This is a genomic window from Mucilaginibacter gotjawali, from assembly GCF_002355435.1.
GTDB lineage: Bacteria > Bacteroidota > Bacteroidia > Sphingobacteriales > Sphingobacteriaceae > Mucilaginibacter > Mucilaginibacter gotjawali.
This window is the reverse complement of record NZ_AP017313.1, coordinates 649,210-663,521: the sequence shown is the minus strand read 5'-3', so window position 1 is coordinate 663,521 and position 14,312 is coordinate 649,210. Positions and strand designations below refer to the sequence as shown.

Below are 14,312 nucleotides of genomic sequence, written 5' to 3'. Positions count from 1 at the left end.
TTCCCGGATTATCATTTCCTGTATTGTGAATTGCGTAGATAAGGCTGTGAATTTAGCTTATTTTTTGAAAGATAGCCTGTTTAACCGGATATATAAGCATCTTTGGCAGTTGCTGCGTTAATTTGTTTGCTGCCGGAAATTGCCCTTTAAACAAAAACATTTGGCATAATTTTCAGTTTTTGTTTTAAAAAGGAGTCTCATCTTCAGTTACAAACTAAATTCACCGGAACTCATGGACTTATATTATATTCTTTACATCAGCGCCGGCACAAACTGGTTTACCGGTGACGAATTGAAAGACCTTTTAAAAGTGAGCCATCGGAACAATACCCGTGACGGTATTACGGGCCTGTTGTTATACGGCGACGGCAATTTTATTCAATTACTGGAGGGAGAAAAGGAAACCGTACAATGTTCTTTTGAACGCATCAGTGCCGACCCCCGCCATAAAGGTGTAACCATTATTGATAGCGGCACACTCACAGATCGTAATTTCCCAAAGTGGTCTATGGGGTTTAAGGCAATGGATAGCTTTAGCAACACAGGTTTGTCGGGGTTTCTAGATCCTGAAACCAGGAAACTCCTCCTCACTGAAAAACAACACAAAGCAACAGACCTGCTCAAATCATTTATCCGTACTACCCGCATCGGCATTTAGCTTCACTCAGCCCTGCTATTTATAATACGGAGTATGTATATCCATAAATTGCTTTTCGGTAGCGTTCCAGGTATTGATCACATCATTGCGGCCATTGTTAAGGTCCTGGTTGGTTTGGTTATAAGTATTTACTGCGGCATTTATCTCATTTACCCCCTTGTTGTAAGCATCTACGTCCTGCTGGGTGCGCTGGTCGGCACTTTTGGCGTCCATCGTGGCTTTAAGTTTGTTAAAGGCTTCCTCTTTCATAAAATAGTCGGTAAGCTTCGGCGCCTGCGTGTCGGCTTCGGTTTTATAAAAACTGAGCGCCTGCCGGCAGGCATTGGCCAATGAGCCGTCATTGTCAAAAGCCTTTAATGTATCCAATACCTTAAGGCCTTCAATGGCATATTTGCCAAGTGCACTGCGAACCTGCTCAATTTTGGTTACATTTTTTTGATTAACAGCTTCAGTCAACTGGTTGTCTTCCCAATTGCATTTGTAAAACAACAGGTATACTTTATCATGGTACCTGGTTTCGCGGCCGGTGGCTTCCATCTTATCGCCAAGTTCCGTCCGCTCCGAAATAAGGGTTACCCCGTACTTTGCTGCAAAAGCTTTTTCGGCAGCTGCTATCCGCTTGTTGCCCATCTCCAGCGAATCATTGGTGGCCTGTTCCAGTAAAAGGTAGGCCTGCATTTCGTCATAGCTGCGTTCGGCAATATCGTCCATATTTACAATGTGGGTATAATCGTCGTTAAATATCTTGTAGCATAATTGTATAAATTTAAGGCTGCTTTGGCGCAAAGAATTATCCCCTTTATAAGGCGGCAGGTTGGTGATGGTATTCTGGCAGATCACAATATTATCCACCGCAATGTTCCGCAATTTCTCGATCTTTCGTTTACGGCTGCTATGCGCCGAGGCGCTGATATAGGCCATATAAGCTTTGTTCATATCCGTTTCGGCAGTACTTATCGCAGTCATATAAGTACCCGCGTCGGCCTGTGGATCTTGCGCTCTGGCGATTTTTACTACACCCAGTGCTATTGCTATAAATAATAAAGTGCAGGTAAAGCGTTTTTTCATGGGGTTATTTATTGCTGTTGGTTATTCGGTTTTCATTTTTGCAAGTACGTCACAGGCAATGCTAATATAAGCATCTGCCGCCACCCGTTTACTAAAATCTTCATTCATTTCCTTAAGCAAACTGTTGGCTTGCAGCCTTTCCTGTTCATCAGCATTGCTTTGTACAATGAATTTTTTTACCGGCGGCACCGGCGGCGTGGCGCCTGCATTATTGGCCATACTTAAAGCCAGATAATCATTAATATTCAACGGTATATCTTTAGCCGCCTTTTGTTGTTTGGTAAAGGCTACCAATTTTTTTACCATGTTAAAAAATTGGCTGGTATCTATTTCGGTCTGCATACTTTGCGCCAGTGTTTTTAAAGGCAGCGGTGCATATGGCGTATAATATTTATTGGGGGCGATTGATCCGGGGCGCAATGCAAAAGGCTCATCGGCTCCCTTGCTGATGTAAGCGTCAAGCATGTCAGGCAACACAATGTCTGGCTGCACGCCTTTAAACTGGGCCGAGGCGCCGGTAACCCGGTATAGTTTGCCAACAGTGAGCTTTAAATTATCCTCAGTTACCACTTTCGAAAAATTTTCAGGGGTAATCGTAGTATCCATCGGCAAAACCACCTGCATAGTAGCTTTACCATAGGTGGGCGATCCAATAATAACAGCGCGGTTATAGTCCTGCAGGGTACCTGCCACCATTTCAGATGCAGAGGCGCTGTAACCATTTACCAGGATCACCAGCGGGCCGTCATACACCGTGCCACGGTCTGTATCCTTAATCGTTGCTACCTTCTCATCCTTGCTTTTTACCTGCGCAACCGGTCCTGCATCTATAAATATACCTGCCAGTTCAGTAGCTTCTCCAACCGAGCCGCCACCGTTACTTCTCAGGTCAAGAATCAGCCCGCTTATGTTTTCTTTTTTTAATTTGATGATCTCGCGGCCAACGTCATTTGCGCAGCCGTTAAGGCCTTCGTTATTGCTTTCCCAATCTTCGTAAAAAGCAGGTAAATAAATATAACCCACGGTAATTTTGCCCTTTAATACAAAGCTTTTTACCCTGCCGTCATCCTCGCCTCCGCCGGCGGCAACCTGTTCTCTTTCCAGGGTCAGCTGCACTGTTGATCCGTCGGTTTTTTTCATAGTGAATAAAACTTTATTGTGACCGCTCTGCCTGATCAGTTCAATAAAGTCATCCATGGAGATATCCGAAACGTCAACTACTTTACGGCCTTCCCATTGCAGGCTCATAAATTTATCGCCTTTATTCAGCTTGCCGCTTTTATACGCCGGGCTGCCCGGTTCCAGGTTATCAATCAGCACGCCACCGTTTTTATCTTCTTTCATCCGGAAGCCAAATTGGAATGGCTGTTTACCCAGTTCACTTTCAAAGTTTTCCTTTTCCTGCGGCGGGAAAAATTCGGTATGCGGGTCGAAGCATGACGCGATGGTTTCGCAATACAGGTTGCCCAAATAGCGCTCAATGCCATACGGATTTTGCAAGATATTGCCGATCTTCCTTTTTAGGGACGAAACCACTTTTTTTTGAGCGGCCAGCCCGGCGCTGTCGATATATTTTTTTTGTTTAGGCGCCGGCCAGGTTTTAAAGTCGTCCGTTATGTCATCATCCAGTTCGTCCAATGCATTTGCCTTAAGCTTCTTGTATAATTTTAGCCGCAAAGCCACCGGCGATGCTGCAAACAAAGTATCTTCGGCAACCGTTAATTTTTCAATAGCATAAAAATTAAAAGGACTTTTCGCGATGATCTCCACCAATGAATCAGCCTGCCGCAGCCTTTGCCGGTAAATGCTGATAAAAAGATCCAGGTAAGCCGTATTGCGCTTTTTTATTTCATCTGCAATTACTGCACGGTATGGATTGAGCCTGCCGATATCATTTTGCGTAAAGAAGATCCTGTCCTCATCCGCTTTATCCAGCATCCCCTTAAATACATCTGCCGAAAATGAAGCATTCAGTTGACGCGGCTCTGCATGAAACTTGCTGACCATCCGGGTTATCACAAAAGCTTCGTCCGCGACTTTACCGGCCGTTTGTGCATATGATAATACTGGAAGTAAGGTTAAAGCAAACAGCGCCACCGGGAGTTTTTTCATGCCATAAAATGCTGGCAGTAAAATACCAAGTATAATACAAATAAAAAAATAAATTGGCGGGATTATGGCCGGCATAGGCCCGCATGTTCGCCGGTGACAAAGAAAACAGATGACCATCTTCGGCCATCTGTTTTTTTAACTTTATCAAAAAGAAGCAATAATCAATCTACCCCCGCAACCATGTGCACGGGGATAGCGATCCTGTTCCAGCTGTTGATGGTAATGGTGATGAAAACGAGCTGTGCTATCCCCTTCTCACCAAAAAGTCTCAATGCATTGTTATAGGTTTCATCCGACACACCGTGCGCGATATTAGTTACCTCTTCAGCCAGTTTTAACGCAGCCTGTTCGGCTTCGGTAAAAAACGGTGTTTCCCACCAGGCAGAGAGTGCGAAAAGCCGCTGGTAGCTTTCGCCCAGTGCAAGGGAATCTTTGGTATGGTAGTCGATACAGTACCCGCAGCCATTGATTTGCGATACCCTTACTTTTATCAGCTCTTTTAATTTGGGGTCGATATCAAAATCTTTTATCTGGTTATCGGCCACGGCCATTGCCTTGTAGATCCTTGGTTCGGCCTGGTTAATGTTCATCCGCGATTTCATAGTTGTTATATTATTGGTGATTAATTTGTAATTGATTTTATATATGCTGACAAGTTTCTATTTTGCTTTGTTTGATAAAAAAGCGGGGCATTTTAAATTTATACTTGTTTATATTAACCAGCAGCACACTGCTCAATATCACTATCAGCCCAAAAAATTGCAAACCGGAAAGGTGTTCATGAGCAAATAATACCCCCAGCAATACGGCAATAACCGGGTTGATATAAGAGTGTGTACTAACCTGTGTGGCGGGCTTAACCGATAGCAGCCAAACATATGCGCTGAATGCCCCTATCGATCCAAAAATAATCAGGTAGATGAGCGCCACCCAGGCCTGCAGCGGTACCTGGCTGAAATGAAATGAGGTATATTCGTTGTGCGCAAAACCTGCCGGGATAAAGGCCAAACCGGCTATGATCATTTGCCAGGCGGTATTTAACCTTGCAGGAGAATTACTGCCCCTCTTTTTTGAAAATAACGAGCCGCCGCACCAGGCGACAGGGCTGATGAGCAACAAAAGCAAGCCGGATAATTGCGCAGCGCTGATGCTGCCTGCAAGCGATTTGCTGATCGCTTCGCCAAAAAGCAGCAAAACCCCTGCAAAGCCTAAAACAATGCCGCCTATGGTGGTTTTACTGCCCAGGTTAACCTTCCGGTTCGCTTTATCCAACACTACGAACCAAATGGGGTTGGCTGATACCATGATAGCCACGATGGAGCTTGGCAACGTTTTTTCCACCCAAATAACTACGCCGGTAGCGATGAACAGCGTGAGTAGTCCGCTGATGCAGGAGTTCAGGACGTTTTTAGGCGCCCAAATTTTGTCGCCCTTAATATAACACCAGGTGAGCAACAATATCCCGGCGGTAAAAAAACGCAGCGCTCCCATCAACATTGGCGGGAAACCATGAATGGCCATTTGGATAAAAAAATAGGTTGAGCCCCAAACCACGTAAACAATGGCAAAGGCAATAACTACTAAAAATATTGATGGCTTTTGGGCTGATGTTTTCATAGTCTTTATTTTTTTGATGAAATAGTGGTTGATTTATTTTCTTTGCAAAACGCGCCTCACAGTTCGCTGCGCCACCGGGCATCCAGGCTCCAGGCATAATCAGGCAGCGTTGCCAGCAGGAAGCTTGCTGCACTGAGTGTAAAAACGGAATAGCCCAATGGTGAATCTATGCCGAAAGATATTGCCATGGCGCAGGCAAAACCCAGGCTCAGCAAACCGCTGCCTATGGCGGCGATCCGGGTGAAGAGCCCAAGGATCAGCAGCAGGCCAAATACGGCTTCGCCGATGGTGGCAAAGGTTGCCAGCGCAGGCACGATGCCTGCGGGTAAAAAGCTCATTACCTGGCGGGCGTAGGCTAAAAAATGCACCCAGTCGCCCCAGCCTACATGGGGCTTGCCGTTGGCACCCAGAAGACCTAAACGGTCTGCAACTTCCCATAAATAGGCTGAACCGATAGCTGCCCGCAGGTAGATGGATGGAAGCTTTGACTTTTGCAGCTGCATGGTAATTTATTTTTGTTAATTCAAAATTATGCCTAAATTGGACTATACAAATAGTCCAGAAATAACAAATCAAGTAGTCCAGATATGCCAATAATTGAAAGCCTGATTACGGTTGATAAAAAATTGAATGTGCCGGTATACCTGCAAATTGCCAATAGCATTATTGGGCATATCCGCCGCGGAATTTTAAAGCCCGAAAAGGCTCTCCCCGGCAGCCGGGTATTGGCGGCAGCGTTAAAAGTTCACCGTAAAACCGTTGTAGCCGCCTATGATGAGTTGTATGCCCAAAGCTGGGTGGATGTGTACCCGCGCAAGGGAATCTTTGTGGCCAAAAACCTGCCCGATGTACAGCCCAAATCCATCGCCCAAAACGCTGCCACAAATGGTATAGCGGCTATTACTTATTACGAGGTAGGCGAACAGCAAGTGCCTTTTCCCTTACAATTTAAAGCGCCTGCCCCGCAAAATATTGTTTTTAATGATGGTTTCCCCGATACGCGTTTGGCGCCGGTTGACTTGCTGGTAAGAGAATACCGGCGCTTCGGGAATTATCATTTCACTTCTAAATACCTGATGTACGGCCCGGAACAGGGATCGGAAAATTTAAGGAATGAGCTGGCCCGTTTTCTTTCGGAAACGCGGGGCCTGCAGGTAAGTCCTGAAAATATCCTGATCACTAAAGGGGTGCAAATGGCCATGTACCTGAGCGCACAAGTGCTGCTGTCGAAAAATGATACGGTAATCGTGCCTGATCCAGGGTATTTTATGGCGAACGAGGTTTTTGAGCATACCGGCGCACAGCTGGCTTTTGTGCCGGTGGATGATCATGGAATAGATCTAAATGCCGTTGAAGATATCTGCAAAAAGAAAAAAGTTAAACTATTGTATGTAATCCCCCACCATCATCGGCCCACCTGCGTAACACTAAGCGCCGAACGCCGTATGCAACTGCTTGAACTGGCCATGAAATATCGCTTCGCTATCCTGGAGGATGATTACGATTATGACTTCCACTATGCCAGCAGCCCGATATTGCCTTTGGCCAGCGCCGATTATTATGGCAGCGTGATTTATGTCGGCTCGTTTTGTAAAACCATTGCGCCGGGTATCCGCGTTGGTTTTATAGTAGCGCCGCAAAACCTGATTGAACAATTGACCCGCCTGCGGCGGATGATAGACAGGCAGGGTGAACAATTGCTGGAAGAAGCTATGGCCAACCTGCTGAAAAACGGCGATATCGGCCGTCACCTTAAAAAAACCAATAAGATATACCACGAACGGCGCGATGTACTTTGCCGCTTATTGCAGGAACAATTAGGTGAACAAGTATCCTTCAATATCCCCGATGGCGGCTTTGCGGTTTGGATGCAGTACCTCAACGGGCTGAACGCAAAAGCCATATCACAAAAAGCAGCAGAAATGGGCCTTTCAATAAGTGATGGCAGCGGGTATTACCATAAAAATGATAATTGTAATTTCATTCGCATGGGCTTTGCGTCATTAAATGTAAAGGAACTGGAGGATGGGGTTGAGATATTGAAAAGGGCGGTGGAGAAGGTCTCATAAACTCCAAATACTCACAAAAAAAGAGCTTATGAAAATAGCAAAAGGCGGGAGAGCTCCCGCCTTTTTGCAACCAAATTGTATATAAAAATATAGAAGAGAAGTACTTAATTCTTTTTTAATACCACGTACTGGTAAGGGGTTAAATTTAGCTGTGCGGATAGTGTGATGCTGGTACCCGACATGCCGTCGATCCAGCTGCCCTGTACCGCTGCCGGAACAGAATAATTTACAGTACTGTTACTGGCGTTCACCAATACAAGCACATCATCCGTACCTGATTTTTTCTCAAAGGCTACCACACTTGCATCGGTGTAAGGGGTCAACGTACCAACTTTCACCGCCTCATGCGCGGCTCTGAAAGCCAGGATCTTTTTGTAAGCGGCAACCATATCCGGGTTGGCTGTGTAATCCACGGGTACCGTATTAAAAAAGTTGATGGCGTTTGGATAACCTACTTCCTGGCTGTCGTAAATTAAGGGTATCCCACCCATATAGGTCGCGATGACAAATGCAGATAACGCCCCCTGTTTACCTTTATACTCGCTGATGGTGCTGCCATCGGATGAGGCATCGTCATGGTTGGTAATATACCTTAATTTAACGCCGGGCGATGGCAACGAAGCCAGTTCGGCGGTGTTGGTAGCAAACAAACCTGAAGGTGTTGAGGTACCTGCGTATAAAGCTTTTATCGTACCGTAATAACTAAAACCATAGCTGATCTGGAATCCCGCAGAAATTTCGCTTCCTTTTGTGCCTTCGGCCAGGTAGATCAGTTTGTGCGTGCTTATGGTGTTAAGCGTATCCAATGCCTGCGTCCAGAAATCGGTCGGCGCGTTATCGGCAAAATCACAACGGTAACCGTCAATATTCGCGGTAAACACCCAATATTTCATCGCCCTGATCAGGGCAGTGCGCATGTCAAAATTATTGAAATTCAATGCGGCGATGTCGGAATAAGTAGAAAGCTGCTGTATATTTCCTGATGCATCCTGCACGTACCATGAAGGGTGAGCTGTGATCCACGCATTATCCCAGGAAGTATCATTTGCTTCCCAGTCAAGTATTACGGCCATGCCGAGTGCGTGGGCCCTGGTAACCAGCGCGCGCAGGTCATCCAACGAACCAAAACTTGCGTTTACGCCTTCATAGTCTTTAACAGCATAGGGCGAACCTGAGGCTTTAAGCACACCGATCGGGTACGTGGGCATCAGCCAGATCACATTTACGCCGAGTGCTTTGATAGAATCAAGCCGTGCATCAACGCCCTGAAAATTGGCGGGAGTAAACGTTTTTTCGTTTATCTCGTACATCACAATGTCTTTGGTCGCAGGTACATTTGCAAATGGGGTACCATATTGGGCCGGATCTTTGTAGGTTGCCGGTGGGGTAACCACCGGTGTAATAGTTTTTGATTTACTGCAGCCGGACAGGGCCATCGTCGTTATTACAAATAACGCGATTAAGTTTAACTTTTGTTTTTTAGCATTCATTTCACAATTCCTCCTGGATTAGTATTTTAATTGAATCAGTTTTGCATTATTTTCTATCACCACGTATTTAACCGGGCATGTTTCGCGCGGTGAGGCATTTACCATAGGATCACTGGCAGATGTCGCATTTAAAAATGAGTAAGCATCGTTTTGCAGTTTATACTGATTTTTACCGGTGTACACACCGTCAACCTGGCCGCAGCCGTGCAATACAAGTTTTATATATTTAAATTGAGACGGATAACTCCCCTCAGCTTCGCTGAAAGTTATACTCCTGTTCGATGGGTTAAACGTGATAGTGCGTTTATAAAAGTCACCTGTTTTGTATGCAAAACTTTTGCCATCATCTTCGTAATAAATAAAGCTGTTGGCGGCGCCATTGTAAATATGTACTGATAAAGTATCTGTCGGCTTTACTGCGGTTGTTTGCACCAAAGATTGCATCGGGATAATACTTCCGCCTTTAACATAAACCGGCAGCCTGTTTAAACTTAAAGGCACAACCCTGGTTTGTTTGCCTTCCTGCACGGAGTCATTATACAAATCGTACCAGGTACCCCCGGGAAAATAAACTTTGCCGTATTCCCTTGTACTCTCAAAAGGTGCAACCATAAATGCGCCGCCAAATTGGTACTGGTTCTGGAATTCAGGCGACAATACATTCGGATCGAAAGTATAATCAATCGCGAGGGAACGCATCACAGGCAAGCCGTTTTGGGTCGATCCGTAAAAAGTTGAATACAGGTAGGGCATCAAACGGTAACGCAGACTGATATAGTTACGCGCGATAACGAGGGCATCTTCGCCAAAAGTCCATGGCTCGGCTGATTTGGTATTTAACGTGGTGTGGTTCCTGAAATATGGAGTAAAAGCCCCAAGTTCTATCCAGCGGGTGTAAAGCGGGATAGTTTCATTACCGCTGAAACCGCCTACATCCATACCGGTAAAAGAAACACCGCTTAATCCCAGGCTGTTTAATATCCTAACGCCCTGCAGCATATGATCTTCCTCTGCGCGGTTGTCACCTGTCCATATAGCGGTATACCTTTGTAAGCCGGCATACCCCGAACGGGTTAAGATAAACGGCCTTTCTTTAAACTGTTCCAGCGCGCCCTCGTAGCTGGAGCGTGCCATTTCCAGTCCGTAAACGTTGTGTGCCTCAAGGTGCGTGGTTTGTTTGCCATCGTAATTAAACAACACATTATCAGGCATTTTTTGACCCCAGGTAGATATTTCGTTCATATCATTCCAGATACCGCTAATGCCCGATGCAGCAAAAAACTTAACCTGTTTACGCCACCAGCCCCGGCCTTTTTCGCTGGTAAAATCGGTAAAATTGCACCAGCCGGGCCAAACCTGGCCTGTATAATTCTGCCCGTCAGGATATTTGATATATACATCTTCCTTTAAACCACTTTCATAAGCGGGAGCGCCGGGTGCTACTTTTATTCCCGGGTCAACAATAACGGTTGTTTTAAAACCCAGGCTTTTAAGCGTATCATTCATCAAAACCGGGTTGGGGAATTGTGTCTTGTTCCAGGTAAAAAGCTGGAAACGGTCCATATAATGGATATCCAGCGTGATCCCATCTGCCGGGATCTTTTTTTCGCGCAGCGTACGTGCTATGCGTAACACTTCGGTCTCAGGGTAATAGGTGTACCTGTTTTGCTGGTAGCCAAGCGCCCAAAGCGGCGGCATCGGCATACGCCCGGTAAGCCAGGTATAGGAGCTGATGATGTCGGCAACACGTTTGTGGCAGATAAAATAATAATTCATCTCGCCGCCGCGTACCCCGAATGAGGAAAACCGGTTATTGCTGGCGCCGAAGTTAAAATCGCTTTGATAGGTATTGTCCAAAAATATCCCATAATTGATATGGTGATGGATGCCAATATAAAAAGGAATGGTTGAGTACAAAGGATCCTGGGTGATGCTGTAGGCGTAATTATCCTCGTTCCAGTTGGTATACCCGTTTCCTTTACGGTCAAGGTTACCGGTTTTTTCGCCAAGGCCAACAAAGTGTTCGTCGTCCTGTAATTTCTTATAGGTGGTTACTGCATTTCCAACCCAGGAGGTGGTTAAACCCTGCTCCTCTTCATTTATTATTTTACCGTCGGGGGTATAAAATGTTATGGAATAAGGCTGTTTGTGAATTACCGCTTTAATTGAATCAGTTACCAGCGTAATTTCTGCATCATCCTGTGTTATCGTTGTTTTCGTTTTTTGAGGTTTACCAACTACCGCATAGGAAAAATCACCTTTAAGGGGATTCTTATCCAGCCGGATGCGGATAATGGATGAACTGTAAACAGTTATTTTCCCGAAGGCGTTGGTGGTTTTAAAAGTTATATCCTGGTCGCCAATGGTAACGGTCTCCACATTGCCGGTTGTTAAAACCGGCGATTGGGCCACCAGGCGGGTAATATTGATAATAAAAGCAAGCGCAAGGGTAATCTTATTAAATTTCATGGATTTTTTTTAAAATTTATTTTCCTTAAAATCTCATTAAGCGGCTCAAATATTCAGCTGTAAACCATAAAAAAGGCTACCCCTTTTAAATGTTTTTTTCACCACATGATTAAGCTGAAAAACAGCAGGAAATGTACGTTTAAAATGATAGTTATTGCAGAAATAAATTTTATGAATATTACAGGTAAAAAAGTAAGGCAGTGCCTGGGGCACTGCCTTACGGGTATTAGTTTTTCTTTAAAGTAAAATTGTAGTTATTCGGATCGCGAAGATCCAAAGTAATGGTGTAATTGCCGTTTGAGGGCACGGTAATATTATTAATTGAGCCGTTGTATGGATAAGCCGGGTTATCAGCATATCCCAGGTGGCCGTTTGCATCAATACCAAAATCAATAGCCCAGGCATTATTAGCCCTGAATTTGAATGAGGCATTGGTTAACATGTTGCAGGTAACTGTCCAAACCTGTTTAGCAGGGTCAAAGGTCAATTGTGTGTCGGTGCTCCATCCGCCCGGAGTTGCATCACCGATGATTCCCCAGGTGGTGAGCGTATAGCTCCAGGTTAGGGTTGCCGGGTTACAAACCAGCTCGTAATAGCCGGCGCCCGGTAAGGTCATACCTGCCGCTGAGCCATCAGTAGTAAGTGTACCGCTGCCTGCATCGCCGTAGTTGATGTGGTTCCAGTCCTGGGCGCTGGTAAATTTAAACTGGAAGGTGCCTCCGGCTTTTTCATAAATATAGCCTTCGTAAATATTAGCAACTTCTGCTGCAACTGCTGGTGCAGTTGAAGGCGACCATCCCTGGTAATCACCCGGTACCCAAAGTACCGGCCAGCCATGCGAATAGGCAACCACCGGTTTCCATGGGCTAACGGTTACCGTTACGCCTTTTGAAAATGTGCTGCGGTCCTGGTAAGCCTGCACCCTGAACACCATTTTTGCCGTGTCATTGGCACCAATACCTACGGCAAGGGCCAACGCGTTCAGATCGCTTTCTTTAAACGATTTGGTCAAAATGTCCTGCCCTACTGTTACCTGTGTGGCATTGGCCCAACCGGTTGCACCAACGGTATCTGCCGGCAAGTCGGCCTGCAAGGTATAAGTTACCTTTGCTTTATAAGGATATACCACCGCAGGCCATTTTAAAGTTAACAAGGTTGCAGTAGTATCGGTAGCTGCTGTAAGTATTACCTGGTTAGTTGATGTGGTTAAAGCGCCGCTAAACGAAACAGGTGCCAGGGTAGTTAATGCAGCCTCCTTATGACAAGCAAGGCCGGTAAAGGCTATTGCTATTAAAGTTAATTTGCTTAAAATTTTCATAATGATGATTAGTTAGGATATCCCGGATTCTGTTTTAAGGTCGTATTCGCATTAAGCGCGGCTGTTGGTATGGGGTATAACAGCTGGTAAGCAGCCCCTGCCGGTACGATATTTGGCGCCGCGCCGTGCGGAAGCAGATAAGTGCCGAAACGGATCATATCCTGCCTGCGATGGCCCTCCATATTTAACTCAAAACCCCGTTCGTCATAAATGTTCTGAAGGGTTGGGGCGGCAATATCGCCTAAACCTGCACGTTGCCTAACCTGGTTAAGGAATGGCGCCGCAGCGGATGTGTTTCCTAAACGCACGTTGCATTCAGCCTGCATCAGCAATACATCGGCGTACCTGTATACCGGGAAATCGTTTGATTCGCCGCTGGCATCTGCCGGGGCAACCGGGAAAAACTTATCATCCCTGATGCCTTCATTTGGCCCTGCTCCCGGATTGATCAGTGAGGATACAGCTTCGGTATAAGTAACGCCACCTGCCTGCGCACCCACCAGGAACTGTTTGCGGCGGATATCGCTTGCGTCATACTTATCATAAAAATCGCCCGGAATGATCGTGCCATTCCAACCGTTAAAACCGATCAGGGCAGTGCCGTTAGCGCTATTTAAACTCCTGATGGTATAGATATTCCCGCTGATCACATTTTCAGTGATATACAAGGCGAAAATGGTTTCGTCATTAGGGCACACATCGCCAAAAAGCTCATAGTAGGTATTGCCCAGCGGGGCTGCCGTATTGGCGGTTGCCGGGTGCAGGGTAAAATTACCCGCGGCTATTTTGCTGCAAGCATCTAAACAGGCAGCCCATTGCGGTGTACCGGTATAAACCTGTGCATTTAAATACACCTTGGCCAATACCATATAACCGGCCCATTTATTAAACCGGCCGTAATAAGTACCGCCTCTTGTTTCGGAAAGCAGGTCGACATTTGCTTTAAGTTCGGAAACGATGAAACTGTAAATGGTTGCCCTCTTTTCCTGCGGAATTTTTGAAATGTCCGTATTGTTATCGGTATAAAAAGGCACATCTCCAAAATCATCAATCAGGAGGTAATATAGCCAGGCGCGCATCACTTTTGCTTCGGCGATCTTTGAAGGATCGGCTTTGGCGGTAGTCAATTCTGAAACGGCCAGATTTGCGCTGTAAATGCATGAATAGGCCCAGTTCCAGGTATTGTTAATAATACCCAGGCTTGGTAATTCGGTGCGTGTATACAGTTGAGCAAAATCCAGTTGCCAGTCGCCGGTGTTGCGGTGAGGGATCACCTGTTCATCGGCTGAAAAGCTGTTCAAATCATACCAGCAGTTATCGCGTCCGGCGTAATTACTGCCCCAGGTCCCGGTAATTTTTGCGTACACATTGGCCAGCGCGTCATCCGCGCCCGCGGGCGTCGAATAAAACTGCGCTGCCGCATACTTGTCGTACACATTTTCATTAACCTTGGTGCAGCTCTGTGCAGCGAGGCCAATTATTAGAATACTTAATAATATTTTTTTCATGAT

The 14,312-nt window shown here is 45.8% G+C and carries 11 protein-coding genes; 2 read left to right on the top strand and 9 right to left on the bottom strand.

What is annotated here, in order from left to right:
* The first annotated feature begins 232 nt into the window (after window positions 1-232).
* On the top strand, window positions 233-658 hold the full coding sequence (locus MgSA37_RS03055) for a BLUF domain-containing protein (protein ID WP_096349792.1): 426 nt from the start codon (window positions 233-235) through the stop codon (window positions 656-658).
* A 15-nt stretch (window positions 659-673) separates the two neighbouring features.
* Here the strand turns inward: MgSA37_RS03055 and MgSA37_RS03050 are convergent, their stop codons facing one another.
* From MgSA37_RS03050 to MgSA37_RS03030, 5 genes are all read right to left on the bottom strand, one after another.
* Window positions 674-1,726, bottom strand: a complete 1,053-nt coding sequence (locus tag MgSA37_RS03050) for an LIC11966 family surface protein (protein ID WP_096349791.1) — start codon at window positions 1,724-1,726, stop codon at window positions 674-676.
* Window positions 1,727-1,747: 21 nt separating this feature from the next.
* Window positions 1,748-3,838: a S41 family peptidase gene (locus tag MgSA37_RS03045; protein WP_172885286.1), complete on the bottom strand. Its 2,091-nt coding sequence runs from the start codon at window positions 3,836-3,838 to the stop codon at window positions 1,748-1,750.
* 161 nt (window positions 3,839-3,999) lie between these two features.
* A complete protein-coding gene (locus MgSA37_RS03040; RefSeq protein WP_096349789.1) occupies window positions 4,000-4,440 on the bottom strand; it encodes a carboxymuconolactone decarboxylase family protein in 441 nt (146 codons plus the stop codon).
* Between the two features lie 37 nt (window positions 4,441-4,477).
* A complete protein-coding gene (locus MgSA37_RS03035; protein WP_096349788.1) occupies window positions 4,478-5,455 on the bottom strand; it encodes an EamA family transporter in 978 nt (325 codons plus the stop codon).
* 56 nt (window positions 5,456-5,511) lie between these two features.
* The gene (locus MgSA37_RS03030) at window positions 5,512-5,958 is read right to left on the bottom strand and encodes a TQO small subunit DoxD (RefSeq protein ID WP_096349787.1); all 447 of its coding nucleotides are present in this window, start codon (window positions 5,956-5,958) and stop codon (window positions 5,512-5,514) included.
* Window positions 5,959-6,042: 84 nt separating this feature from the next.
* Here MgSA37_RS03030 and pdxR point away from each other — a divergent pair, with 84 nt between their 5' ends.
* Window positions 6,043-7,524: a MocR-like pyridoxine biosynthesis transcription factor PdxR gene (gene pdxR / locus MgSA37_RS03025; protein WP_096349786.1), complete on the top strand. Its 1,482-nt coding sequence runs from the start codon at window positions 6,043-6,045 to the stop codon at window positions 7,522-7,524.
* Between the two features lie 104 nt (window positions 7,525-7,628).
* Here the strand turns inward: pdxR and MgSA37_RS03020 are convergent, their stop codons facing one another.
* The 4 genes from MgSA37_RS03020 to MgSA37_RS03005 form a co-directional block, all read right to left on the bottom strand.
* On the bottom strand, window positions 7,629-9,014 hold the full coding sequence (locus MgSA37_RS03020) for an alpha-amylase family glycosyl hydrolase (RefSeq protein ID WP_096349785.1): 1,386 nt from the start codon (window positions 9,012-9,014) through the stop codon (window positions 7,629-7,631).
* 18 nt (window positions 9,015-9,032) lie between these two features.
* Window positions 9,033-11,483: a glycoside hydrolase family 31 protein gene (locus MgSA37_RS03015; RefSeq protein ID WP_096349784.1), complete on the bottom strand. Its 2,451-nt coding sequence runs from the start codon at window positions 11,481-11,483 to the stop codon at window positions 9,033-9,035.
* Between the two features lie 226 nt (window positions 11,484-11,709).
* The gene (locus tag MgSA37_RS03010; protein ID WP_096349783.1) at window positions 11,710-12,801 is read right to left on the bottom strand and encodes a SusE domain-containing protein; all 1,092 of its coding nucleotides are present in this window, start codon (window positions 12,799-12,801) and stop codon (window positions 11,710-11,712) included.
* Window positions 12,802-12,809: 8 nt separating this feature from the next.
* Window positions 12,810-14,309, bottom strand: coding sequence for a RagB/SusD family nutrient uptake outer membrane protein (locus tag MgSA37_RS03005; RefSeq protein ID WP_096349782.1), 1,500 nt, complete (start codon window positions 14,307-14,309; stop codon window positions 12,810-12,812).
* Window positions 14,310-14,312: the final 3 nt, after the last annotated feature.